This window comes from Streptomyces sp. SYSU D01066-1 (genome assembly GCF_054956795.1).
The window spans coordinates 191,225-215,244 of sequence record NZ_JBUDHV010000009.1; the positions used below are offsets into that span (position 1 = coordinate 191,225).

General features: G+C 74.3%; 25 protein-coding genes and 1 pseudogene. 17 read left to right on the forward strand and 9 right to left on the reverse strand.

Going from position 1 to position 24,020, the window contains the following annotated elements:
• The first annotated feature begins 491 nt into the window (after nt 1-491).
• The 8 genes and pseudogenes from ACY1JF_RS12155 (at nt 492) to ACY1JF_RS12190 (ending at nt 7,086) form a co-directional block, all read left to right on the forward strand.
• Nucleotides 492-1,832, forward strand: a complete 1,341-nt coding sequence (locus ACY1JF_RS12155) for a S1 family peptidase (protein WP_462705057.1) — start codon at nt 492-494, stop codon at nt 1,830-1,832.
• A 335-nt stretch (nt 1,833-2,167) separates the two neighbouring features.
• Nucleotides 2,168-2,440 (forward strand): annotated as a pseudogene (locus tag ACY1JF_RS12160) (ATP-binding protein); the annotation flags it as partial.
• A 67-nt stretch (nt 2,441-2,507) separates the two neighbouring features.
• The gene (locus ACY1JF_RS12165) at nt 2,508-2,927 is read left to right on the forward strand and encodes a CBS domain-containing protein (RefSeq protein WP_462705058.1); all 420 of its coding nucleotides are present in this window, start codon (nt 2,508-2,510) and stop codon (nt 2,925-2,927) included.
• A gap of 68 nt (nt 2,928-2,995) precedes the next feature.
• A complete protein-coding gene (locus ACY1JF_RS12170; RefSeq protein WP_462705059.1) occupies nt 2,996-3,181 on the forward strand; it encodes a hypothetical protein in 186 nt (61 codons plus the stop codon).
• A gap of 191 nt (nt 3,182-3,372) precedes the next feature.
• Complete coding sequence (locus ACY1JF_RS12175; RefSeq protein ID WP_462705060.1) at nt 3,373-4,440, forward strand: glucose-1-phosphate thymidylyltransferase; 1,068 nt, start codon at nt 3,373-3,375, stop codon at nt 4,438-4,440.
• Nucleotides 4,437-5,417 carry a dTDP-glucose 4,6-dehydratase gene (gene rfbB, locus ACY1JF_RS12180; protein ID WP_462705061.1) on the forward strand — a complete coding sequence of 327 codons (981 nt, stop codon included), beginning with the start codon at nt 4,437-4,439 and terminating at the stop codon, nt 5,415-5,417. Before ACY1JF_RS12175 ends, rfbB begins: the two co-directional genes overlap by 4 nt.
• Nucleotides 5,414-6,286, forward strand: a complete 873-nt coding sequence (rfbD, locus tag ACY1JF_RS12185) for a dTDP-4-dehydrorhamnose reductase (protein ID WP_462705062.1) — start codon at nt 5,414-5,416, stop codon at nt 6,284-6,286. Before rfbB ends, rfbD begins: the two co-directional genes overlap by 4 nt.
• Nucleotides 6,283-7,086, forward strand: coding sequence for a class I SAM-dependent methyltransferase (locus ACY1JF_RS12190; RefSeq protein ID WP_462705063.1), 804 nt, complete (start codon nt 6,283-6,285; stop codon nt 7,084-7,086). The genes rfbD and ACY1JF_RS12190 overlap by 4 nt, the downstream gene beginning before the upstream one ends.
• Nucleotides 7,087-7,335: 249 nt before the next feature.
• On the opposite strand, the gene rfbC is transcribed toward ACY1JF_RS12190, so the two are convergent.
• Nucleotides 7,336-7,932, reverse strand: coding sequence for a dTDP-4-dehydrorhamnose 3,5-epimerase (rfbC, locus tag ACY1JF_RS12195; RefSeq protein ID WP_462705064.1), 597 nt, complete (start codon nt 7,930-7,932; stop codon nt 7,336-7,338).
• A gap of 3 nt (nt 7,933-7,935) precedes the next feature.
• Nucleotides 7,936-9,882, reverse strand: a complete 1,947-nt coding sequence (locus ACY1JF_RS12200; protein ID WP_462705065.1) for a glycosyltransferase family 2 protein — start codon at nt 9,880-9,882, stop codon at nt 7,936-7,938.
• A gap of 226 nt (nt 9,883-10,108) precedes the next feature.
• Between ACY1JF_RS12200 and ACY1JF_RS12205 the strand changes: the two genes are divergently transcribed.
• Nucleotides 10,109-10,627, forward strand: a complete 519-nt coding sequence (locus ACY1JF_RS12205; RefSeq protein ID WP_462705066.1) for a metallophosphoesterase family protein — start codon at nt 10,109-10,111, stop codon at nt 10,625-10,627.
• A gap of 68 nt (nt 10,628-10,695) precedes the next feature.
• Here the strand turns inward: ACY1JF_RS12205 and ACY1JF_RS12210 are convergent, their stop codons facing one another.
• Complete coding sequence (locus tag ACY1JF_RS12210) at nt 10,696-12,567, reverse strand: ABC transporter ATP-binding protein (RefSeq protein ID WP_462705067.1); 1,872 nt, start codon at nt 12,565-12,567, stop codon at nt 10,696-10,698.
• Here ACY1JF_RS12210 and ACY1JF_RS12215 point away from each other — a divergent pair.
• From ACY1JF_RS12215 to ACY1JF_RS12235, 5 genes are all read left to right on the forward strand, one after another.
• Nucleotides 12,566-13,654, forward strand: a complete 1,089-nt coding sequence (locus ACY1JF_RS12215; protein WP_462705068.1) for an S-(hydroxymethyl)mycothiol dehydrogenase — start codon at nt 12,566-12,568, stop codon at nt 13,652-13,654. The genes ACY1JF_RS12210 and ACY1JF_RS12215 overlap by 2 nt on opposite strands.
• Nucleotides 13,654-14,283: an MBL fold metallo-hydrolase gene (locus tag ACY1JF_RS12220; RefSeq protein ID WP_462705069.1), complete on the forward strand. Its 630-nt coding sequence runs from the start codon at nt 13,654-13,656 to the stop codon at nt 14,281-14,283. Before ACY1JF_RS12215 ends, ACY1JF_RS12220 begins: the two co-directional genes overlap by 1 nt.
• Nucleotides 14,284-14,373: 90 nt before the next feature.
• A complete protein-coding gene (locus ACY1JF_RS12225; protein WP_462705070.1) occupies nt 14,374-15,288 on the forward strand; it encodes an SDR family oxidoreductase in 915 nt (304 codons plus the stop codon).
• Between the two features lie 162 nt (nt 15,289-15,450).
• Nucleotides 15,451-15,636: a hypothetical protein gene (locus tag ACY1JF_RS12230; RefSeq protein ID WP_215166945.1), complete on the forward strand. Its 186-nt coding sequence runs from the start codon at nt 15,451-15,453 to the stop codon at nt 15,634-15,636.
• Between the two features lie 63 nt (nt 15,637-15,699).
• Nucleotides 15,700-15,903: a hypothetical protein gene (locus tag ACY1JF_RS12235; protein WP_462705071.1), complete on the forward strand. Its 204-nt coding sequence runs from the start codon at nt 15,700-15,702 to the stop codon at nt 15,901-15,903.
• A gap of 6 nt (nt 15,904-15,909) precedes the next feature.
• On the opposite strand, the gene ACY1JF_RS12240 is transcribed toward ACY1JF_RS12235, so the two are convergent.
• Nucleotides 15,910-17,229, reverse strand: a complete 1,320-nt coding sequence (locus ACY1JF_RS12240; protein ID WP_462705072.1) for a S1 family peptidase — start codon at nt 17,227-17,229, stop codon at nt 15,910-15,912.
• Nucleotides 17,230-17,667: 438 nt separating this feature from the next.
• Nucleotides 17,668-18,006: a hypothetical protein gene (locus ACY1JF_RS12245; RefSeq protein WP_462705073.1), complete on the reverse strand. Its 339-nt coding sequence runs from the start codon at nt 18,004-18,006 to the stop codon at nt 17,668-17,670.
• A gap of 39 nt (nt 18,007-18,045) precedes the next feature.
• Here ACY1JF_RS12245 and ACY1JF_RS12250 point away from each other — a divergent pair, with 39 nt between their 5' ends.
• On the forward strand, nt 18,046-18,450 hold the full coding sequence (locus ACY1JF_RS12250; protein ID WP_462705074.1) for a PPOX class F420-dependent oxidoreductase: 405 nt from the start codon (nt 18,046-18,048) through the stop codon (nt 18,448-18,450).
• A gap of 7 nt (nt 18,451-18,457) precedes the next feature.
• Here the strand turns inward: ACY1JF_RS12250 and ACY1JF_RS12255 are convergent, their stop codons facing one another.
• Complete coding sequence (locus ACY1JF_RS12255; protein WP_462705075.1) at nt 18,458-18,871, reverse strand: Zn-ribbon domain-containing OB-fold protein; 414 nt, start codon at nt 18,869-18,871, stop codon at nt 18,458-18,460.
• Between the two features lie 339 nt (nt 18,872-19,210).
• Here ACY1JF_RS12255 and ACY1JF_RS12260 point away from each other — a divergent pair, with 339 nt between their 5' ends.
• A complete protein-coding gene (locus ACY1JF_RS12260) occupies nt 19,211-19,699 on the forward strand; it encodes a flavin reductase family protein (RefSeq protein ID WP_462705098.1) in 489 nt (162 codons plus the stop codon).
• Between the two features lie 72 nt (nt 19,700-19,771).
• Here ACY1JF_RS12260 and ACY1JF_RS12265 read toward each other — a convergent pair whose 3' ends face one another.
• From ACY1JF_RS12265 to ACY1JF_RS12275, 3 genes are all read right to left on the reverse strand, one after another.
• Nucleotides 19,772-22,201 (reverse strand): SpoIIE family protein phosphatase, encoded by a 2,430-nt coding sequence (locus tag ACY1JF_RS12265; RefSeq protein WP_462705076.1) that lies wholly within the window; start codon nt 22,199-22,201, stop codon nt 19,772-19,774.
• A 51-nt stretch (nt 22,202-22,252) separates the two neighbouring features.
• On the reverse strand, nt 22,253-22,624 hold the full coding sequence (locus tag ACY1JF_RS12270) for a hypothetical protein (protein WP_462705077.1): 372 nt from the start codon (nt 22,622-22,624) through the stop codon (nt 22,253-22,255).
• Nucleotides 22,625-22,762: 138 nt separating this feature from the next.
• Entirely contained in the window at nt 22,763-23,677 is a 915-nt protein-coding gene (locus ACY1JF_RS12275; RefSeq protein WP_462705078.1) for a MurR/RpiR family transcriptional regulator, read from the reverse strand.
• Between the two features lie 125 nt (nt 23,678-23,802).
• Here ACY1JF_RS12275 and ACY1JF_RS12280 point away from each other — a divergent pair, with 125 nt between their 5' ends.
• Nucleotides 23,803-23,967, forward strand: coding sequence for a hypothetical protein (locus tag ACY1JF_RS12280; protein WP_462705079.1), 165 nt, complete (start codon nt 23,803-23,805; stop codon nt 23,965-23,967).
• The last annotated feature ends 53 nt before the right edge of the window (nt 23,968-24,020 follow it).

The following is a 24,020-nucleotide window of genomic DNA, read 5'->3' on the forward strand; positions in this document are numbered from 1 at the left end:
GGGGACAGACGACGGCCGCGGCCACGGGCGCCGGGCGCTTGGGTCCGGAGCCCCGCACGGCCCCCGCGGTGCGATGGATCAAAGCACGCCGCCTCTTCGGGCTTCCACTCAATCACCCCTCCCACCAGGCAACTCACCGCACAGACGGGGGCAACCGTGCAGGTGTCCGCACGCCTTCGCGGCCACTTCTTCACACCCGGCGCAGCATCGCCCCACAGGCCCCCCTTGCCCCGCCGCCGGCGAACCGGGCACTCCTCTCCAATGGCGTGCGCGAGGGCGCGCGCTTGTGCAGATCCTCCAACGGCCGTGACCGGGGTGGGCATTCGATGTGCAGATTCCCCGGGGCGGTGTCTCCGCTCCACGGCGGCGACGCAACGTGACCGGCCGATCGCCTCCCGTGGTGACCGGCGGATTTGAACGTCTCGCACGGTCCTCCCGTACCTCCTGCCGGCCAGGTGCCCCGAACCCCGTCCCCCAGGAGGTCGAGAAGGTTGAGTCACAAGCGAATGCCGAAGCGCAAGGCCGCGATGGCCGCGGGCGGCGTCGTCGCGCTGGGAGCCGCCGCGATCCTGCTGCCGCAGGCGGGCGCCTCACCGGGCGACGGGCCGGGCACCACGGCGGCGCCCCGCACCCTGAAGGCGGCGGACGCCTCCGACCTCGCCTCCCGGCTCGCCGGAACGCTCGGCGACGCCTTCGCCGGCGCGTACTACGACACCGACGAGCGCCGGCTCGTCGTCAACGTCGTCACGGGCGACGACAACGACGTGGCCGTGCGGGCCGCGGACGCCGGAGCGCAGGTCCGCGAGGTCGACAACACCCTCGCCGAACTGGCGGCCGGGGCACGGACCCTGAAGTCCGAGGCGACCGTCCCCGGCACCGCGTGGGCCCTCGACCCGCGGACCAACAAGATCCTGGTCACCGCCGACAGCACGGTCACCGGCGACGCGTGGGACCGGGTGGAGTCCACCGTCCGGGAGCTGGGCTCCGGCATGGCCACCCTCCAAAAGTCCGCCGGCACGTTCAGGACGTTCGCCTCGGGCGGCGACGCGATCTTCGGCGGCGGCGCGCGCTGCTCGCTCGGCTTCAACGTCACCGCCGCCGACGGGGCGCCCGCCTTCCTGACCGCCGGGCACTGCGGGGTCGCCGCCGAACAGTGGTCCGACGCGCAGGACGGGGCGCCGGTCGCCACCGTCGAGGAGGCGGTCTTCCCCGGCGACGGAGACTTCGCGCTCGTCCGCTACGACGATCCGGCCACCGAGGCGCCGAGCGAGGTGAACGCCGACGAGCAGACGGTCGCCATCACCGAGGCCGCCGAGGCCACCGTCGGCGCGCAGGTCTTCCGGATGGGCAGCACGACCGGACTGGCCGACGGACAGGTGCTCGGACTCGACGCCACGGTGAACTACCCGGAGGGCACCGTCACCGGGCTCATCCAGACCGACGTGTGCGCCGAACCGGGGGACAGCGGCGGCCCGCTGTTCACCCAGGACGGCCTGGCGGTCGGCCTCACCTCCGGCGGCAGCGGCGACTGCACGGCGGGCGGTGAGACGTTCTTCCAGCCGGTGACGACCGCGCTGGAGGCGGTGGGGGCGACGCTGGGGGACGGCGCGGGAGCCGGAGCCGGAGCAGGAGACGGCGACGGCGTCGGTACGGGGGAGGAGCAGGGCGCGGGTGAGGAGACAGGGGGCGCCGACGCCGGCGACGGGAGCGGTACCGGTGGAGGCGCCGGCGACGGTACGGGCTCTGACGACGGGACCGGTACCGGCGGGGACGCCGGCGACGGTACGGGCGCCGGCGACGGGGACAGCTCCGCGCTGACCCCGACGCACTGACGTGACGGGCGTGCGCGTGCCGTTGCCGTGCTGACGCACCCGCGCACCCGCGCACCCGCGCACCCGCGTGCCCGCGCACCCGCGCGCCTGTGCGTGCCGGAGGCCGGCACCCGGCCGCGGTGCCGTCCGCCGGAGCGAGCCCGTCGGCACCGCGCCCTCCCCGCCCGGCCGGCGGTACACCCGGGGCGGTACACCCGCGGACGTCCCGGGTGTGCCGGCCGGTTCGGCGGGGCGACCCGTGTTCCGGCCGCGGGCCCTGCCGGTGCCCTCCGCGGCCGTTTCCGGGGTGTCGTGCGTGCGGCCGCGCGGATGCCGCCCCGGCCACCGGCCGCGCGGATGCGGCCTCCCTGGTCGTCTCCGAACCGGTCACCGACGCCCTGCTGCACACCGACGGTCCGGTCCGCCTCGACCTGACCCTGGTCGACGGCCGGCTGCGCGTCGCGGTCACCGACTCCTCGCCCCGCACCCCGGCCAGGCCCACCGGCGTCGGCTGGGAGGCCACCGGAGGGCGCGGCATCCTCCTGGTCGAGGCGGTGTCCGCGGCCTGGGGGACGCTGCCGGTCAGCGGGGGCAAGCAGGTCTGGAGCGAACTCCCGGTCGGCCGGTGACGGAGCCCGCCACCGGGTTACCCGGCACCCGACCGCACGTACGAGCAATGAGGAAGAGGCGACAGCCATGACCCAGTACGTCCGCGACATCATGACCGCCGACCCGGTGACCGTCGAACCGCAGACCTCGGTGACCGCGGTGGCCCGCATCATGCGCGACCAGGACCTCGGCGCCGTCCTGGTCACCGACGGCGACGACCTGCGCGGCCTGGTCACCGACCGGGACCTGGTGATCCGCGCCCTCGCCGAGGGCGGCGACCCGGAACGCGCCACCGTGGCCGGCGCGTGCAGTGACGACCTGGTGACCGTCCGCCCCGACGAGGAACTCGACCGCGCGGTGGAGGTGATGCGCGAGCACGCCGTGCGCCGCGTCCCGGTGGTCGACGGGGGCCACCCCGTCGGCATCGTCTCGCTGGGCGACCTGGCCATGGAGCGCGACCCCGAGTCGGCGCTGGGCGACATCAGCGTGGCCCGGCCCAACACCTGAGCGGGTTTGACCGTCCCGGGCCCGGGAACCCGGCCGTGGTCGTGGAGAGCAGAAGGAAGTTGATTCCCGTGGTCACGGAGACCAGTGAGAAACCCGCGCTCCGGCACCCGGCCACCGGCTGGTCCGAGGCCCGCCGCCGGCGGGTCACGGGCCCGGTGCGCACCTGGGTCCCCGCCGTCGAGGACCCCGGAGCCCCGCCCGCGGCGCTGCCCGCACGGGAGCCGGAACCGAACATCGTCCGGGGCGAGGACTGACCCCGGACTGATCCCCGGCCCGCCCGCCGGCCGTCCCCCGGCGAGGACGGCGGCGGAACGGCACGGTGGACACGACCGACACGGCGAAGGCGCGGCGACCCGGTCGCCGCGCCTTCGCCGTGTCGCCTCCGCCCTCATCAGGTCGCCCAACTGACGTTCCGTCCACCCGGATCGACAGTAAGGTGAACCAGATGAAGGCACTGGTGCTGTCCGGCGGCGCGGGCACCCGGCTGAGGCCCATCACACACACCTCGGCCAAGCAACTCGTCCCGGTCGCCAACAAAGCTGTCCTGTTCTACGGACTGGAGTCCCTGGCCGAGGCCGGGATCACCGACGTCGGCATGATCGTCGGTGATACCGCCGCGGAGATCGAGGAAGCCGTCGGCGACGGTTCGAGGTTCGGTCTGAAGGTCACCTACATCCCGCAGGAACGCCCGCTGGGGCTGGCCCACGCGGTGCTGATCGCCCGGGAGTACCTGGGCGACGACGACTTCGTCATGTACCTCGGGGACAACTTCATCGTGGGTGGGATCACCGGCCTCGTCGAGGAGTTCCGCACCCACCGGCCCGACGCCCAGATCCTGCTCACCCGGGTCGCCGACCCGCGCTCCTTCGGGGTCGCCGAACTCGGCCCGGACGGCAGGGTGATCGGCCTGGAGGAGAAGCCGGAGCGGCCCAAGAGCGACCTCGCCCTGGTCGGCGTGTACCTTTTCACCCCGGCCGTCCACGAGGCGGTGCGCGCCGTCAGACCGTCCTGGCGCGGGGAGCTGGAGATCACCCACGCCATCCAGCATCTCATCGACACCCGTGCCGACGTACGCTGCACGCTCATCGAGGGCTACTGGAAGGACACCGGCAATGTCGGCGACATGCTGGAGGTCAACCGGATGGTTCTGGAAGGCATGGAGCGCCGCATCGACGGCGAGGTGGACGACGTGTCCGAGACCATCGGCCGGGTCGTGGTGGAGGAGGGGGCGCGGATAGTGAACTCACGCATCGTCGGCCCCGCCGTCATCGGCGCGGGCACCGTGGTCAGCGACTCCTACGTCGGCCCGTTCACCTCCGTCGCGGAGAACTGCCGGATCACCGACAGCGAGGTGGAGTTCTCCATCGTGCTGCGCGACTCCTCGATCCACGGGGTGGGCCGGATCGAGGCCTCGCTGATCGGCCGGCACGTGGAAGTGACCCCGGCACCCAGTGTGCCCAGCGCCCACCGACTCGTCCTCGGAGACCACAGCAAGGTGCAGATCCACTCATGAACCTCCTCGTCACCGGCGCCGCCGGGTTCATCGGCTCCCGCTACGTCCGCGGCCTGCTCGCCGACGACGCGCCGGGCGCGCCGCGCGTCACGGTGCTGGACAAGCTCACCTACGCCGGCACCCTCGACAACCTCGAACTCGGCCACCCGCGGCTGGAGTTCGTCCAGGGCGACATCCGCGACGCCGAGCTGGTCGGCAAACTGGTCGCCGAGGCCGACCAGGTGGTGCACTTCGCCGCCGAGTCGCACGTCGACCGGTCCATCCTCGGCGCCGACGACTTCGTCCTCACCAACGTCGTCGGCACCCAGACCCTCCTCGACGCCGCCCTCAGGCACGGCCTGGAGACCTTCGTGCACGTCTCCACCGACGAGGTGTACGGCTCGGTCGCCGAGGGGTCGGCGGCGGAGGAGTGGCCGCTGCGGCCCAGCTCCCCGTACTCCGCCTCCAAGGCCTCCTCCGACCTGATCGCCCTGGCCTACCACCACACCCACGGCCTGGACGTGCGGGTCACCCGCTGCTCCAACAACTACGGCCCGCACCAGTTCCCCGAGAAGGTCATCCCGCTGTTCGTCACCAACCTCCTCGACGGGAAGAAGGTGCCGCTCTACGGCGAGGGCCTCAACGTCCGCGACTGGCTGTACGTCGACGACCACTGCCGCGGCGTCGAACTGGTCCGCACCCGGGGCCGGGCCGGGGAGGTCTACAACATCGGCGGCGGCACCGAGCTGACCAACAAGGAGCTGACCGGCCTGCTCCTGACCGCCTGCGGCGCCGGCTGGGACCGGGTCGAGTACGTCGAGGACCGCAAGGGCCACGACCTGCGCTACTCGGTCGACTGGAGCAAGGCCCGCGACGAACTCGGCTACCGTCCCGAGCACGACTTCACCACCGGCCTCGCCGAGACCGTCGCCTGGTACCGCGACAACCGCGCCTGGTGGGAGCCGCTGAAGCGGCGCGCGGCCCAGGGGCCGGCGTGAGGTGGCTGGTCACCGGCGCGGGCGGCATGCTCGGCCGGGACGTCGTCGCCGAACTGACCCGGCGCGGCGCCGACGTGACCGGACTGGACCGCACGGCCCTGGACATCACCGAACCGGCCGCGCTGGAGCAGGCGTTCACCGGCCACCGCCCCGACCTGGTGGTCAACTGCGCCGCCTACACCGCCGTCGACGACGCCGAGACCGACGAGGCCCGCGCCCTGGAGATCAACGGCGAGGGCCCCCGTCTGCTCGCCCGGACCTGCGCCGCGTACGGCGCCCGCCTGGTCCACGTCTCCACCGACTACGTCTTCGACGGCGCCGACCGCGACGCCCCCTACCCGGAGGACCATCCCCCCGCCCCGCGCACCGCCTACGGCCGCACCAAGCTGGCCGGCGAGCGGGCGGTGCTGGAGGAACTCCCCGAGGCGAGCGCCGTGGTGCGCACCGCCTGGCTCTACGGCGTCCACGGCCGCAGCTTCGTCCGCACCATGATCGAGCTGGAGGGCCGCCGGGACACCGTCGACGTCGTCGACGACCAGCGCGGACAGCCCACCTGGAGCGCGGACGTCGCCGCCCGTACCGTCGACCTCGGCCCGCTGGTCGGCCGCGGCGCGAGCGGCGTCTACCACGCCACGAGCTCCGGCGAGGCGACCTGGTACGACCTGGCCCGGGAGGTCTTCTCCCTGCTCGGCGCCGACCCGGACCGGGTCCGCCCCACCGACAGCGCGGCCTTCACCCGGCCCGCGCCCCGCCCCGCGTACAGCGCCCTCGCGCACGGCCGCTGGCAGGAGACCGGCCTGCCCGCGCCCCGCGACTGGCGTGCCGCCCTGCACGAGGCTCTTCCCCGAATCCGCAAGGAGTCCAGTTGAAACGCCACGAGTTCCTGCGGGAACTGCACAAGGTCAGCGCCAACCGCAACTACCTGGAGATCGGCGTCAACGACGGCCGCAGCCTGCGCCTGTCCCGGGTCCCCAGCATCGCGATCGACCCCGCCTTCAAGGTCGTCTCGGAGCTGAAGTGCGACGTCCACCTGGTGAAGGCCACCAGTGACGACTTCTTCGCCCGGAAGAACCCCCTCGCGCACCTCAAAAGCGGCCGCCACCCGCTGCGCAACATGCGCCGCGGCCGGCCCCTGACCGGTTACTGGCGGCGGACCACGCTCGACCTGTCGTTCATCGACGGGATGCACCTGTTCGAGTACGCGCTGCGCGACTTCATCAACGTGGAGAAGCACTCGGACTGGTCCAGCGTGATCGTCTTCGACGACATGCTGCCGCGCAGCGTGGACGAGGCGGCCCGGGACCGGCACACCGACGCCTGGACCGGAGACGTCTACAAGATCACCGAGGTGCTGGCCCGGTACCGGCCCGACCTGGTGACCGTCCTGGTGGACACCCGGCCCACCGGCCAGCTCGTGGTGTTCGGCGCCGACCCGGACAACACCGTGCTCCAGGACAAGTACGACGAGATCATGGCCGAGTACCTCGTCGAGGACCCGCAGAAGGTGCCGGAGGCGCTGCTGGAGCGGTCCGGGGCGGTGCCGGCCGAGGCCCTGCTCCAGGCGGGCTTCTGGGGCCGCCTGGTCAAGGCCCGCAACCTGGGCCTGGGCCGTTCCCGCGGCTGGGAGCCGCTGCGCCGCGCGGTGGAACAGGTCGGCGTCAGTCGTTAGGCGAAACGGTCACGGGAGCCACCGGGCCCCGTGACCGGCGGCCGTTCCCCCGCCCGTGCCGCACGCGAGCGGGACGGGCGGGGGAACGGCCGCGACATCGCGGGCGCCTTGGACCGGGCCCCGCCCGGCCGCGAACGGCGGACCGGCACGCACGCCTTCAGCGCACGCTCACCGGTTCCCCTCACCGGCCCCGTTCCCAGGCATCGCCGACCGCCCCGCCGGCGCGCGTCCCGGCGGCCGGCGTCCCGGCTACCGGCCGCGCAGCCGCTCGTAGTACGCGGAGCAGTCCGCGAAAGCCGGCAGCAGCCCCGCCCGCTCCGCCTCCGCCAGCGTCGGCGCCGCGGCGTCCTTCTCGGACAGCACCGGCGTGATGCCCTCCGGCCAGGCGATGCCCAGCTCGGGATCGAGCGGGTGCACCCCGTGCTCCCGGCCGGGCGCGTACCCGGTCGAGCACAGGTACACCACCGTGGCGTCGTCGGTGAGCGCCATGAAGGCGTGCCCGAGCCCCTCGGCGAGGAACACCGCGTGCCGGGTGCCGTCGTCGAGCCGTACCGCCTCCCACTGCCCGAAGGTGGGGGAGCCGGTGCGGATGTCCACCACCACGTCCAGGACCGCGCCCCGTACGCAGGTGACGTACTTCGCCTGGCCGGGCGGCACCTCGGAGAAGTGCACGCCGCGCAGCACGCCCCGGCGGGAGACCGAGCAGTTGGCCTGCGCCAGCGACAGGTCGTACCCGGTGGCCTCGCGGAACTCCGCGCCGCGGTACCACTCGTGGAAAGTTCCCCGGTCGTCCGGGAACACCTTGGGTTCCAGCACCCAGGCGCCCGCTATCCCCAGTGCCCGCACGTCTCACGTCCTCGCTTTCCGGGCTTCCGCGATCCGGGAAGCCGTCCTCCGCACGGCGGCGCCCAGCAGCCGCCGGGCCCTGCGCCACAGCCGCTCCCCGAGCCCGGGGCGGGGCGGCGGCCCCACCCGCACCTCGCCGCCCTCGACCCGCAGCGGCTGCGGCAGGGCGTGGAACCGCCGGTCGCCGGCCCGCGGGGTGAGGCAGACGGCGGCCTTCCAGGTCCCGCCGGCCAGGACGGCGGCGGGCAGCACGGCCGCGAGCCGCGAGCGCGCGGGGTCCGGCGTCGGCGACAGGGTGCCGGGCACGTCGACAGACCGGCCCGGCGCGGCCAGCCGCACCATCACCTCCGTCTCGCCCGGCACGTACAGCGGCAGCCCCGCGCCGAGCCGGTCCCCGGACACCGAGAGGTCCGCGCGCGGCACACCGAGCCGCTTGGCGGAGGCGCCGAGGTCCAGGGAGAGGTTGCGGTGCGGATCGGTCCAGTACGGCAGTACGGCGCGGGCGGCGACGACCCCGGCGGGCGGGGCGAGCCGCCCCCCGGGCCGGGGGACGGGCCCCAGCCGGCACTCCTTGGTCCAGCCGCCCAGCCTGACCCGGACCAGGGCGTCCCAGATCCCGGTGCCGGGCAGCGTGTCCGGATCCACGGTGGCCGTCGCCCGCAGGGTGAGCCGGACCCGGCCGCCGTCCCCGGCGGGGTGCGGCTCGCGGGTGAACCGCACCGGCTGGAAGTGCTGGGCGGCGCTGGAGCGTTCGCGCAGCAGCAGATCGGCGGTGGCGGCCTCGAAGCGGGCCGCGGTCTGCTCCTCGACCCACGCGATCGCGGCGGCGACGTCCTTCGGCGCACCCTCCAGGGGCGTGCTCGCGGCGTCGGCGGGGAAGGTCATCGGCTGCCCGGCGCAGGTGTACTCGGTCCGGAAGCCGATCTCCAGCGCGCCGTTTCGCCAGGTCACCGTCTCGGGCACGGAACTCAGTGCGACGGACGCCTCCCACTTGGCGAACGCCACCAGGTCGTCGAACCGGTCGGCGGCGGTCAGCGCGGCGACCACCCGCTGGGTCGGCTGGAGCCCGGCCGCCACCCCGGGGCCGAAGCGCTCGACGACGACCTTGTGGATCTCGGTGAACAGCTCCCGGCGGTAGTCCTCGGGCGCGGCCAGCAGCCGCTTGCCGCGCAGCCGTTCGACCATCTCGTTGCGCAGCCAGCGCCGGAACAGCCGGTCCCGCAGCGCCCCGGGCTCGGTGTACTTCTCGACGACGTCGAGGGCCTCGCGGAGGTTGTCGAAGTAGCCGACCGGGTCGAAGCGCTGGAAGCCCGCGTTGGCGGCGTCGTCCCGCTTGACGTGGTAGTAGCAGACGTAGTCGCTGAGGACGGAGACGTTCTCGGCGCGCAGGTACGCCTCCGTCACGAAGACGTGGTCCTCCAGGCGCCGCCGGCCCTCCGGGAACCTCAGTCCGGTCCGCTCCAGGAACTCCCGGCGCACCATCTTGTGCGGGGTCAGGCTGTCGATCAGCGGCGTGTCGGCCAGGGTGGCCCGCGGGTGGTTGCGGCGGAACAGCTCCACCGGCACCGGGCGGCCCTTGCCGGCCATCTTGCCGACGACGACGTCGGCGCCGTTGGCGACGCCGTAGTCGTACATCCGCTCCAGGGCCTCGTCGCCCAGGTAGTCGTCGTTGTCGACGAACATGACGTACTCGCCCCGGGCGGCGTCGATGCCGACGTTGCGGGGCTTGCCCGACCAGCCGGAGTTCTCCTGGTGGAGCACGCGCATCCGGGGGTCCTCGGCGGCGAGCGCGTCGAGCCGGGCCGGGGTGGCGTCGGTGGAGCCGTCGTCGACGAAGATCACTTCGTACGCTTCCGGAGGCAGCGACTGCCGCTGCAACGAGGCGATGCAGTCCTCGATGTACGTCCCGGGGTTGTAGACGGGAACGATGACGCTGACCTTGACCGGCATCAGGTTGGGGCCCCCTGGGTCTCTTGCCGTTCACATGCTGGTGTGGCGAAGGTGGCCCGATGCTAACGCGGTTCGCTGTACTCGCCGCCTCCGGCCCGTCGACGGGACCGGGACGTGGGGCGGCCGCGGAACCGACGGGCCGGGCCGCCTGGGCGGGAGGACCGTGCCGCTCCACCCGTTCATGTCCGTACGGCCCGCCCGGCCGCCGGGGATCTACGCTGGGCCGGTGCGCCTGCTGATCATGTCCGACACCCATCTGCCCAAGCGCGCCCGGGAGCTGCCCGCCCCGCTGCTGGCCGAACTGCCGCGCGCCGACGTCGTGATCCACGCGGGGGACTGGGTCGACACAGCCACCCTCGACCTCCTGACGGCCCGCTCCCGCCGGCTCGTCGCCGTGTACGGCAACAACGACGGGCCCGAGCTGCGCGCCCGGCTGCCGGAAGTGGCCCGCGCCGACCTCGGCGGCCTGCGCTTCGGCGTCGTCCACGAGACCGGCCCCGCGGGCGGCCGGGAGGCACGCTGCGCGGCCCGCTTCCCCGACCTGGACGTCCTGGTGTTCGGCCACAGCCACATCCCGTGGGACACCACCGCCGGCACCGGCCTGCGGCTGCTCAACCCGGGCTCCCCGACCGACCGCCGCCGCCAGCCGTACCGCACGTACCTGACCGCGACGGTCACCGACGGCCGGCTCGACGCCGTCGAACTCCACCGGCTGCCGCCGCGGACGCCGTCGCGGCGGCGCTGAGACCCTCGCCGTACCGCACCTCGTCGACGGTGCTCGCGCAGGTGGCCGGCCGGGTGCGGGTCTCCCGGTCAGCCGCCGGAGGTCAGGAACTGGGTCGCCGCCAGCTCCGCGTACAGCGGGTCGGTGCCCACCAGCTCCCGGTGGGTGCCGACCGCGCGGACCCGGCCCGCGTCCATCACCACGATCCGGTCGGCCGTCGTCACCGTGGACAGCCGGTGGGCGACGACCAGCACCGTCGTCGTGCGGGCCGCCTCGGCGACGGTGTCGCGCAGCGCCGCCTCGTTCACCGCGTCCAGCTGCGAGGTGGCCTCGTCGAGCAGCAGCAGCCGGGGGCGGCGCAGCAGGGCCCGGGCGATCGCGACGCGCTGGCGCTCACCGCCGGACAGTTTGGTGCCGCGGTGCCCGACCAGCGTGTCCAGGCCGTCGGGCAGCCGGGCGACCAGTGCGTCCAGGCGGGTCGTCCGCACCACCCGGGCGACCTCGTCGTCGTCCGCCCCGGGGTTGCCCAGCAGCAGGTTGTCCCGCAGGGAACCCGACAGCACGGGCGCGTCCTGCTCGACGTACCCGATGGCGGCGCGCAGCGCGGGCAGCTCCCAGTCGGCCAGGTCCCGGCCGTCCACGGTGATCGTGCCGGACTCGGGGTCGTAGAACCGCTCGATCAGGGAGAAGACGGTGGTCTTGCCCGCGCCGGACGGGCCGACGAACGCCGTCATGCCCCGCGCGGGCACGGAGAACGTCACACCGTGGTGGACGCGGGGCAGGCCGTCGGCGTAACGGAAGCGGACGTCGTGGAAGGCGACGGCGGCCGGGCGCGTGCCGGGCGGGGGCAGCGGGGCGGCGGGCCCTGGCGGCTCGGCGGGCAGGCGCAGTGCCTCCTGGACGCGGAGCACGGCCGCCGCGCCCGTCTGGTACTGGGTGACCGCGCCGATGACCTGCTGGAGCGGGGAGATCAGGAAGAAGACGTACAGCAGGAACGCGACCAGGGTGCCGATGCCGACCGCGCCGGTGGCCACCCGCGCCCCGCCCACCGCGAGCACCGTGATGAAGGCGATCTGGAGGGCGAGCCCGGCCGTGTTGCCCGCCGCCGCCGACCACTTGGCGGCGCGCACGCTCTGCCGCCAGGACTCCTCGGCCGCCTCGTGCAGGGCGCGTTCCTCGCGGTGCTCGGCGCCCGACGCCTTGACCGTGCGCAGGGCGCCGAGGACCCGCTCCAGCGCGGCGCCCATCAGCCCCACCGCCCGCTGGGCCTGCTTGCTCGCCCGGTTGATGCGCGGCGCGATCAGCCCGATCACCACGCCCGCGCCCGCGATCACCGCCAGCGTCACGCCGAGCAGCACGGCGTCGACCAGCCCCATCATCACGATCGTCGCGAGGAGGGTGAGCCCGCCGGTGGCGAAGCCCACCAGGGACTCGGAGGTGACCGTGCGCAGCAGGGTGGTGTCCGAGGTGATCCGGGCCATCAGGTCACCCGGTTCGGTGCGGTCCACGGCCGCGATCCGCAGCCGCAGCAGGTACGAGGACAGGGTGCGCCGCGCGCCGAGCACCACCGACTCGGCGGTGCGCCGCAGCACGTACGAACCCAGCGCGCCCACCACCGCGTTGACGAGCACCAGGGCCGACATCGCGAGCAGCGCGCCGGCGATGGGCCGTCCGTGCGACAGGTCGTCGATCAGGGCGCGGGCGACCAGCGGGAGCAGCAGCCCCGTGGCCCCGGTGAGCAGCGACAGCGCGGCGCCGCCCAGCAGCGCCCACCGGTGCGGCCGTATGTACTCCAGGAACAGCCGCCAGGCGGGCGGGCCGGTCTCCTTCGCGATGGCGCTCACAGTGCTCCTTCGGCGGGTCGGCGCGACGGCCCAGGTTACGTCGGCGGTGCGCACCGGCCGCCTGCGGTTAGGGTCGGCAGGGACACAACCGTGGCCGAAACAAGGAGTCAGCACCATGGCGCAGGAAGTACGCGGCGTGATCGCACCGGGCAGGGACGAGCCCGTGCGGATCGAGACGATCGTCGTGCCCGATCCCGGCCCCGGCGAGGCCGTGGTCCGGGTCCAGGCCTGCGGCGTGTGCCACACCGACCTGCACTACAAGCAGGGCGCCATCGGCGACGACTACCCCTTCCTGCTCGGCCACGAGGCCGCGGGCGTCGTCGAGTCGGTGGGCGCGGGCGTCACCGACGTCGCCCCCGGTGACTTCGTGGTCCTCAACTGGCGTGCCGTGTGCGGTACCTGCCGGGCCTGTCTGCGCGGCCGGCCCTGGTACTGCTTCGACACCCACAACGCCGAGCAGAAGATGACCCTCGCCTCCACCGGCCAGGAGCTCTCCCCGGCGCTCGGCATCGGCGCCTTCGCCGAGAAGACGCTGGTCGCCGCCGGACAGTGCACCAAGGTCGACCCGGCCGTCGCCCCGGAGGCCGCCGGGCTGCTCGGCTGCGGCGTCATGGCCGGCATCGGCGCCGCGATCAACACCGGGAACGTGGGCCGCGGCGACACCGTCGCCGTCATCGGCTGCGGCGGCGTCGGGGACGCGGCGATCGCCGGTTCGTACCTGGCGGGCGCCGCCAAGGTGATCGCCGTGGACATCGACGACCGCAAGCTGGAGACCGCCCGCACCATGGGCGCCACCCACACCGTCAACTCCCGCGCCACCGACCCCGTCGAGGCGATCCGCGAGCTGACCGGCGGCTTCGGCGCCGACGTCGTCATCGAGGCGGTCGGCCGCCCGGAGACGTACCAGCAGGCGTTCTACGCCCGCGACCTGGCCGGCACGGTCGTCCTGGTCGGCGTCCCGACCCCCGAGATGAAGCTGGAGCTGCCGCTCCTGGACGTCTTCGGCCGCGGCGGCGCGCTCAAGTCGTCCTGGTACGGCGACTGCCTGCCCTCCCGGGACTTCCCCATGCTGATCGACCTGCACCTCCAGGGCCGCCTGGACCTGGCCAAGTTCGTCACCGAGACCATCCGGCTCGACGAGGTGGAGCAGGCGTTCGAGCGGATGCACGCCGGTGACGTGCTGCGTTCGGTGGTGGTCCTCTGATGGCCGCCCGCATCGAACGCGTCGTCACCTCCGGGCAGTTCAGCCTGGACGGCGGCACCTGGGACGTCGACAACAACGTGTGGCTCGTCGGTGACGACCACGAGGTCGTCGTCATCGACGCCGCGCACGACGCCGACGCGATCCTGGAGGCCGTCGGGGACCGCCGGCTGACCGCCGTCGTGTGCACCCACGCCCACAACGACCACGTGGGCGCCGCCCCCGCCCTCGCCGAGCGCACCGGCGCGGTGATCTGGCTGCACCGCGACGACCTGCCGCTGTGGCGGCAGACCCACCCCGACCGGGACCCCGACGCGTGGCTGGCCGACGGCCAGGTGATCGAGGCGGCCGGCGCCGACCTGACCGTGCTGCACACGCCGGGGCACGCGCCCGGCGCCGTGTGCCTGTACGACCCCGGGCTCGGCACCGTCTTCACCGGGGACACCCTCTTCCAGGGCGGTCCCGGCGCCACCGGCCGCTCCTTCTCGCACTTCCCGACGATCATCGACTCGATCCGCGACCGGCTGCTGACGCTGCCGCCGGAGACGAAGGTCCTCACCGGGCACGGCGACCCCACCACCATCGGCGCGGAGGCCCCCCACCTGGACGACTGGATCAAGCGCGGCCACTGAGCGGCCCCGCCGCAAAGGTGACAGAAGGTGTCCGGCTTTCCGGGGATCCTCGGTCGGGAACGCACGTCCACCAGGAACGGAAGGCCGGACATGTCACAGCCGCTCACCGGCAAGGTCGCGCTCGTCGCCGGGGCGACCCGGGGCGCCGGACGGGGCATCGCCGTCGAACTCGGCGCGGCCGGCGCCACCGTCTACGTCACCGGGCGCAGCACCCGCGCCCGGCGCTCCGAGTACGACCGGCCCGAGACCATCGAGGACACCGCCGACCTGGTCACCGAGGCCGGCGGCCGGGGCGTCGCCGTCCCCGTCGACCACCTGGAACCGGACCAGGTCGAGGCGCTCGTCGACCGGATCGACCGCGAACAGGGCCGCCTGGACGTCCTGGTCAACGACATCTGGGGCGCCGAGAGGCTGTTCCAGTGGGAGGTGCCGGTCTGGGAGCACGACCTGGAGCGCGGACTGCGGCTGCTCCGGCTCGCGGTCGAGACCCACGCCGTCACCAGCCACCACGCCCTGCCCCTGCTGCTGCGCCGCCCCGGCGGCCTGGCCGTCGAGGTCACCGACGGCACCGCCGACTACAACCGCGACCACTACCGGGTCTCCTTCTTCTACGACCTCGCCAAGGCGTCCGTGCTGCGCATGGCCTTCGCCCTGGGCCATGAACTCGGCCCCCGCGGCGCCACCGCCGTGGCCCTCACCCCCGGCTGGCTCCGCTCGGAGATCATGCTCGACCACTTCGGCGTACGGGAGGAGAACTGGCGCGACGCGCTGACGGCCGCGCCCCACTTCGCCATCTCGGAGACCCCCCGCTACGTCGGCCGCGCCGTCGCCGCGCTCGCCGCCGACCCGGACGTGGCACGCCACAACGGCCGCTCCCTGTCCAGCGGCGGCCTGGCCCGGGAGTACGGCTTCACCGACCTCGACGGCAGCCGTCCCGACGCCTGGCGCTATCTCGTCGAGGTCCAGGACCCGGGCAGGCCGGCGGAGGTCACCGGGTACCGCTGAGCACACGGTGAACACCCTTCCGGCACCGCCGTGACCGAGTTCACCCACCCGCCGGGCGCGTGAACTCCCGCGCCCGCCGCGGCATATGACGTGACCAGAGACACGGTCCGCTATGTCCGTTTAGGTCGCGATTACTGACGGTGCCTTCACGTCGCGAGCCGTATGCTTCACACCATGTCCACCACTGTTGATCCTTCCTCCGAGCGATCGGCTGCCGAGGTCAACGAGGAGATCCGGGCCCTGTGGCACCGGTCGGGCGGAACCCTGAGCGGCGAGCAGCGCGAGGAGTACCAGCGCCTCGTCCTGGAGTGGGCCGCCGCGGTCCCGCACCCGGTGAAGGCGGCCTGACCGCCGATCTCCCGGCCACCCCTCGGCAGCGCATCGCGGCTTCCGTCCGGGGCACCCCCACGGATGGGAGCCCTCCTCGCCCTGATCCTGTACCTGTTCGCCGCCCAGCGGCGGCTCCTGGCCGCCGCCGTCGTCCTCGCCTCGCTCCACCCCGCCCTCCCGGTCCTCCTCGGCCTCGCCCTGCCGCACGAGCGGCTCACCCCGCGCCGGACGGCCGGCCCGCTCAGGGCCGCGGTGGCCACCGTGCTGCCGCTCACCCCGGGCTGACCGGACTCACCCCCAGGTCGCCGAGTAGCGCCGCCGGTACGCCTTGCGCTCCTGCTCCGTGCGGATCCAGCGGGCCGCGACCCACATGAGCAGGCTGCCGGCGACGACCAGCAGACCGGGGCCGACGTTCTGCCGGTCGGTGAGACGGGCCAGCAGGGTCGAGGCGCCGGCACCCGGCACCGGCGCCGCCCCTCCCGGCGAGGCGGCGCCCGACGCCGGCGCCGACGGCACTGCGGAGGCGCCCCGCTCCGACCCGGCCGGCCCGGCGGTGATCAGCCGTACGCCGAGCGACCGGAGCGCCTCCGTCACCGGCTGGAAGAACGTCGTACCGCCCTTCGCGCAGTCACCGTTGCCGCCCGAGGTGATGCCGAGCGCGACCCCTTCCGAGAACAGCGGGCCGCCGCTGTCCCCGGACTCCGCGCACACGTCGGTCTCGATCAGGCCGGTGACCGTGCCCTCCGGATAGTTCACCGTCGCGTCCACCGCCGTCACCCGGCCCTCCCGCAGCCCGCTCGTACTGCCGCTGCGGAACACCCGCTGCCCCACCGCCGGCTCCCCGGTGCCGGTGATCCGCACCCCTTTGCCGTCGCCCACCGCCACCACGCCGGCGCCGTCGCCCGCGTCCCCGTCCGCGTACTCCACCAGCGAGAAGTCGTCACCGGGGAAACTCCCGGCGACCGTCTCCCCGACCTCGCGGCCGTCGGTGAACCAGACCGACCCCGTCGGGCCGCAGTGCCCGGCGGTCAGGACGAAGTCGTCACCGCCGTCCGTCACGTTGAACCCGGCCGAGCAGCGCCCCGCCGTGGACAGGATGGGCTGCGCCCCGCTCACCCGCGTGGTGAAGGCGCCCTCGGTCCGCTCCGTGCGGACGGCCCCGCCGATCTCCTCGGCGGCGTCCGTCACCGTCGACCAGTCCTCCGCCGAGACGGTGCTGTCACCGCGTACCACCACCTCGTTGGAGCGGTAGTCCACGCTCCACGCGGTCCCGGCCACCCGGGGCAGGGAACGCAGCGTCGCCGTCGCCGACCTCAGCTCGCGCAGGCTGTGCGTCACCAGCTCGGCCGTGGCGCCCGCGCGGCGGACCTCGGCCGCCGTCCCCGCGTCGGTGACCGCGACGACCGGCCGTCCGTCGGCCCCGATCCAGTGTCCCGCCGTACGGGAGGCGCCGAGCCGTGAGACGAGTTCGGCGCCGGTCACCCCCTCGGCCCTCGGGGCCGCCGGTTCGTCCGCGACGGCCGTGGTCACCATCGTGCCCCCGAGGAGCAGTCCGCCGACGGCCGCCAGCCGTACCGCCCGCCGGACGATGCGTCGTCGTACATGGCTCATGCGTGCTCTCCCGTGGCCGGACCGGCGCCGTCGTGCCTCCATACGTCCGTGCGGCCGCTCGCGTTCAGTCACCGGCTCGTGGGCCATGACCGGCGGGCCCGGTCCCCGCGCGCGCTCACCCCCGACCGCCTGGGGCGGCGTACGGGCACGGGACGGCGTGCCCGCCCCGAGGGCGTCCGTCCGCCACGGGCGGCAGGGACGGACGTGCCGCTCGCCGCGCCGGTGGTGCGCGTCGCCACCGAGGCGACGGAGGCCGGCGGTACCGGCCGTCCCGTGGGCAGCGCCCACGCCGAGGCGCCGGCCCGCCCCGGTTCGCGAGCGAGCGGTGAAAGTGGGACGGGCCCGCCGCCGGCCGGACCACCGTCGGCCGACTCGCCGTCAGCCGGACCGCCGTCGTGTCCGACGTCATGCCGGGCGCCGTCGAACCGCTCCGGCCGGTCACCGCTTCGGCGACCCGGCGCCTGGCCGGACGCGCTGCTCACCGGACTCGACGACGGCCGGCGGCTGCTGACGGCCCTGCCGGCCGAGCGGCTGCCCGGCGTCGCGCACCGCGCGGCCGGGGCCGCCTTTCTCGCCGGGCCGGACCGCCGCGCTCCCGGCCCCGGCGACGGTCCGGCCGAGGTGTTCCCGCGGCGCGGCCGGGTGGCCGTCGACTCCGGCCCGCCGTCCATCACCGGCGGCGCCGGGCACGTACGGCTCGGCCCGGCGGCGCCGCAGGAGGTGGTCGCCGAGGCCGTGCGGCGGACGGCGTCCGCCCCGTCCCGCCCGGGACGGCACCCTCGTGGGCGACGGCGAAGGCGCCTAGACTGCCCGGCCATGGACGAGGCGTCACTGGCCCGGCTCGGCGCGGGCCGCTACCTGTTGTTCACCAGTTACCGGAAGAACGGCACCCCGGTCGCCACCCCGGTGTGGGTGGTGCGCGACGGGGACGCGCTCGGTGTCTGGACGGTCGCGGACTCGGGGAAGGTGAAGCGGATCCGCGGCCGGGCCGAGGTCCTGGTCGGCCCCTGTGACGTGCGCGGCAACCCGACCGGCGACCTGATCCCCGCGACCGCGCGGATCTGCGACGCCAGGACCACCGCCCGCTACCGGAAGCTGATCGCCCGCAAGTACGGGCCGGCCGGCCGGCTCGTCCTTCTCGGCAGCCGGCTGCGCCGGGGCCCGCACGGCACCGTGGGCATCCGGGTCACCCTCACCCCCGGGACCGGAACCGGTACCTGACCTGTCGTCAGGTCCAGGCCCGGCAGGGCTCGTCCACGAGCTGGAAGACCGGCTCGCCGCGCACCGGGTCCTTGGCCGTGGACAGCCGTACCCGGTCCCCGCTGTGGATGCCGAGGGGCGGCCCCATGACCCGGCCGCGCAGCACGAAGCCCTCCGCCATCTCGATCAGCGACACGTTGCGCGTCGCGGGGGTGTTGCGGTGCACCACCGTGGAGTGGCGGACCGTCCCGGTGCCCTCGCTGCGCTCCGTGCGCAGATCGCTGCCCCGGCACACCGGACACAGCACCCGGTGGTACATGGCGGTCCCGCACCAGGTGCAGCGCTGGAAGACAAGGGCGTCCGTGACCGGGGCGAAGGCTTCGAGCACCCCTGCCGTGGCGCCGGCGGTCTGCTGGGCGACGCTTCCCGAGTGGTGGTACACGCTGGTCAACTCCCTGCGCTCGGCCGGAAAGCCGTGTGCGCGGTTCCCCGGGCACACGGGTGCGCGGTCCGCTGGTGCCACCGTGCACGACAGCAGGGTATGGCACTCAGTGCCAGCCGTAAAGGCACTCCGTATCGTCAGAGGGGCCGCTTCCCCGGCCGCGCACAGCGCGCGTGGACTCCAGCTCACAGAGCACGTCCGTCGCGGCGCGGTGCCGCACCGCCGGGGTGGTTCATGGAGGCCGGACGGAGCGCCTGACCCGCCGGGTGGCACTCGGTGCAGCACGGGACGGAACCGGGTGCCTGATTGCGCGGGCCCGGTGCGGGAAGCGGTGTGAGCATGGTGGACATGGACGTGTTCCTCGGCCGGCTCGACCCCGACATGTGCGTGGTGACGGCGGCGGCGGGCGGGGAGCGGGCCGGCTGCCTGGTCGGCTTCGCCTCGCAGTGCTCGCTGCGTCCCGCGCGGTTCGCGGTGTGGCTGTCCGAGGTGAACCGGACCTACGAGGTCGCCCGCTCGGCCCAGTTCCTCGCGGTCCATCTGCTCGCCCGCGACCAGCGTCCTGTGGCGGAGCTGTTCGGCGGCCGGACCGGTCACCGGACGGACAAGTTCCGCGCTGTGCGCTGGCGTGCCGGGCACGGCGGCGCCGTGGTCCTGGAGGACGTCGAGGCGTGGTTCGTCGGACGGGTGGTGCGCCGTGCCGACGGGGGCGATCACGTCGGGTTCGTCCTGGAACCGGTCGAGTGCGGCGGGCGCGCGGACGGGGACCGGCCGTTGCTGCGGCAGCGGGACGCGGGAGCGATCCGTCCCGGCCATCCGGTCGACTGACCGCCTGCCGCTTCCGGCGTTCCCGGGCCGGTCATGCCGCCTCGCCTGCCGCTTCCCGCGTCCCCGGGCCGGTCATGCCGCCTCGTCCGGCACCCGGACGTCCAGGACGCAGACGTCGTCCCGGCGTTCCTCCCCTTCCAACAGCGCGGCCAGCAGGGGTTCCAGGGAGTCCGGTGTGTCCTCGACGGAGGCCGCGGCGGCCTGGGCGAGCCGCTCCAGACCCCGGTCGATGTTCTCCGGGGGCCGCTCGATCAGGCCGTCCGTGTACAGGATGAGCCGGTCGCCCGGCCGGAGCACGCACTCCGCCTCCCCGAAGACCGGGGACTGCGTCGCGCCGAGCAGTATGCCGCGCGGGCGGTCGAGGTAGCGTGCCGTGCCGTCGCGCACCAGCAGGGGCGGCAGGTGCCCGGCCTGTGCCCACAGCAGCCGGTGCCGGGCGCGCTCGTAGCGGGCCAGGACCATGCTCGCGGTGCCGTGGGTGTCCCGGGAGTGCAGCAGCAGTGTGTTGAGCCGGCTGAGCGCACCGGTCAGCGACGACCCGGTGATGACCATGCCCTTGGCGGTGAACCGGAGCTGGGCCATCGTGGCGACCGCGTCCACGCCGTGCCCGGCGACGTCACCGACCACCAGCAGGGCGTCGCCGTCGGGCAGTTCGATGGCGCTGAACCAGTCGCCGCCGACGTGCACCCCCGACTGGGCGGGCAGGTAGGAGACCTCGACGCGCAGTCCGCCCATCCGGAGCCGGCCCCCCGGCAGCGGGAGCAGCGCGTGCTGGAGCTGCGCGACCAGCGAACGCTCGGCCCGCAGTACGTCGTGCTGGGTCAGCATGGCCCGCTCGCTCTCGACCAGGGCCAGTTCCGCCCGGCGCCGGGCGGTCAGGTCCTGCACGAAGCCGTGCACCTCGATCGGGGTGCCGTCGGCGTCCGGCGCCGCCTCGGCGACGATGCGCAGATGCCGGACGCCGGCCGGGGTCCCGGTGCGGAACGGGACGTCGCACGGCTGCCCCTCGTCCACCAGGGCCCGCACGGCCCGGGCCAGCGTCGGCCGGTCCTCCGGCAGGGACAGCCCGGGCAGCTCGGTCAGGCGGACCGGGCCGAGCCCGTGGTCGCGTCCGAAGATGGCGAAGACCTGGGCGGACCAGCCGGCCTCGTGGGTGACCAGGTTCCAGCTGACCCAGCCCAGGTCGCCCAGCCGTTGCAGGTCCGCCAGCCGCTGTTCCTGCCGGTCGGAGGAGCCGTGCCGCAGCCAGGTGAGCACCAGCCCGCCGCCCAGCGGCGCCACCCGTACGGAGTACGTGGCCAGCTCGGCGGTGCCCGCCACCACGTTCTGGTGCGCGAACGGCTCGCCCTCGTACGGCGTGCCGGTGGCCAGCACGGCCAGGCAGGCCGGCCACAGCGGCTCGCCCGCCAGGGCCGGGAAGCACTCCAGGAACCGCCGGCCGACCAGGTCCGGGCCGGTGCGGCCGGCGGCCCGGCCGGCCGGTTCGGTCGCGGCGTCGATGCGGTAGTCCCGGACCTCTCCGGCGGCCGAGCGCACCGGGGTGAGCAGCATCGCCCCGACCGGCAGCGCGTCGAACACCCGCTGTACGGCGTCGGCGTCCGCGGCCGGCTCCCGGCGGTCGCCGAAGGCGCGCAGCCGGCCGGCGCACAGCGCGGCGACGGCGAGCAGGTGCTCCCGGTCGGCGGGCGGGAAGGCGCCGCCGCGGCGCCGCAGCACACCGAGGCAGACGTCGGACGCCTCACCGCCCGGTACCGGCAGCCAGGCCCGCGACCGCCAGCGCTCGGGCGGATCGCCGATCAGCAGGTACCGCTCCCGGTCGTGGTCGAAGTCCTCCAGCCAGCGCGGCTCACCGGTGCGCAGGGCGTCCGGGGCGGCGAGCCCGCCGAGCGGGGGCACCTGCCGCCACTGGGCTGCCAGCGCGTCGTCGATTCCCGCGTGCCCCACCAGTTCCAGCGCGCCGGACGGCAGCCGGGCGTAGAGCAGGACGGCGTCGGCGGCGGCCTGGGAGCCGAGGTGTTCCAGCAGGCACCGGGCCAGCTCCCGCGGGGACCCGACGCGGACCAGGGACCGGGCGAGACGGGCGAGGTCCGCCGGGGCGCCGTCCGGGGCGGGGAGCGTCGGCATGTCGTCCGGGGCGGGGGAGGCGGACGGGACGCCGGGGGCGGCGGAGCCGGCTGCCGGGCCGCCCGTCCCGGCCACGGCCAGTTCCGGTGTCCGGTCCGGTCCGGCGACCGGCGGCCCCAGGGCCCCGAGGGTGATCCAGCACTCCTCCAGCAGCGTGCGGCGCCGCTCCTTCGCCCGCTGGAGCAGCACCTCGCGCGCCTCGTCGGCCGAGCAGCCGCGCAGGGCCATCTCCGCGCCCTTGGCACGCTCCAGGACGGCCGATGTCGCGGCCAGGTCGCGCAGCCGGTCCATCTCGGCGCGCTGTCGGGCGACGACGGTGGCCAGGGTGGCCAGGTCGGGCGCGGCGTGCTCGCTCGTCACGCCACGAGCATCGCACATCGGGCTGTCTTCGTTGACCTGCTCGTCACGCTGCCGGGACGGCGGTCCGCCTCAGCGGCCGCCGCCGTCGGTGAGGGCCGTCGTGACCGCGCGGACGCTGCGGGCGATGTGCTGCAACTGGCCGATCTCCGCCGCGTACAGCTTGATCGTGTGCTCGATGACGGACTCGGGCAGGCCCAGCCGGGGCAGGTCGGCCCGGGCGCTCTGCAGCGCGGTGCGGGCGACCCGGATCTCCTGCTGCACCTGGAGGTGCGCGTGCCGGGCGAGCAGCACCGGATGGCGGATCAGGGCCGGGTAGCCGGCGTAGCGGGCCGGCACCAGCTCACGCAGCCACCTGACCGCAGAGCGCTCCCAGTCGTAGCTGCCGGGGGGCTTGACCTGGCACGGCCAGTCCGGGCCGGTGCGCGTGGACGTCAGGGGCATGATCTTCGCTTCCGGGTGTGCGGTCTCGCGGACGCGGTCCGGTACGGCCGGATCGCGTTCCGTGAGCAGTATTTATATATACGGTCCGGTTTTCAAGCGGCATGAAAACATTCATACCCGCCTCGGTGTGGCCGGCGTTCAGTCCCCGAGGAAGAAGCGGTGCTCCTCGGCGATCTGCTCGTACGCCTCCAGCCGCGCCTGCGTGCGCTCCGGGTCGGCGTCGGTCATGGCCTGGAGCAGTGCCGCGCACAGCACGCCGGTGGCGGCGTAGGAGTCGAAGACCAGCCGGGACCCGGTGCCGGTGGCGAAGACGACGTCCGCCGCGTCCGCGACCGGTCCGAGCGCCAGGTCGGTGACGAGCGCGACCCGCAGGCCCGCCCGGCGTGCGACCCGTACGGCCTGCAGCGTCTCCCGGGCGTGCCGGGGCATGGAGAACGCCAGCACCCAGGTGCCGCCGGCCTCCCGCGACTGGAGCAGGGCGTCGTAGGCGACGCTGCCGCCCCGCGTCACCAGGCGCACGTCGGGGTGGATGCGACGGGCGGCGTAGGCGAAGTACTCGGCGTGCGAGACGGAGATGCGCAGCCCGAGCACGGTCAGCGGCACCGACTCCGACAGCGCGTGGCCCGTGTCGATCACCGCGTGCGGGTCGGCGAAGTCGCGCCGCAGGTTCTCCAGGTTCTCGATCTCGGCGTCGACCGCCGCCTGGAGTTCGTTGCCGCGGTACTCCTCGGCGGGGCCGCCGCGCACGGCGAGCGTCATCGACTGGAGCCGCTCCCGCAGGGCGGGGTACCCGGTGAAACCGACGGCCGAGGCGAACCGCGTCACCGAGGGCTGGCTGACCCCCACCCGGTCGGCGAGGTCGGTGATCGACAGGAACGCCGCCTCGGTGAGGTTCTCGATCAGGTACTGGGCGATGCGCCGTTGCCCGGGGGAGAGGCGGGGGCGGTCGAACAACGTCCTGAGCTGGGACGCCGGGGAGGGCTCGGGCTCCGGGGCGGCCGGTGTCGAGGTGATCGCTGACGCCTGTGCGCGTGCCTGCTGCGGCGATGGCACCGTGCGCCTCCTTCGTCTGCCGAGGACGTCTCCCGCGGGAGGATCAACATAGCCCAGGGATAGTCGCGCCCGGTCCGGGAACCCGCCAGCTTGGAACACCCGTACGACCGACGAGGAGACGCGCCATGACCGTCCCGGAAGAGAACCGGCCGAAGACCGACACGACCGACGAGGTCCTCGAACGGGATAATCGCGAGGGCGACGCCCGGAGCGAGGCCGGGGCGACCGGCCGCACGATGCGCGAGGCGCTGGAGGAGGCCCACGTCCGTCCTGACGACTACGACGAGTAGCCGTCCCGCCGGTGGCGCGGGCCCGCGGTGATCCGGCCGCCGCGGGCCCACCG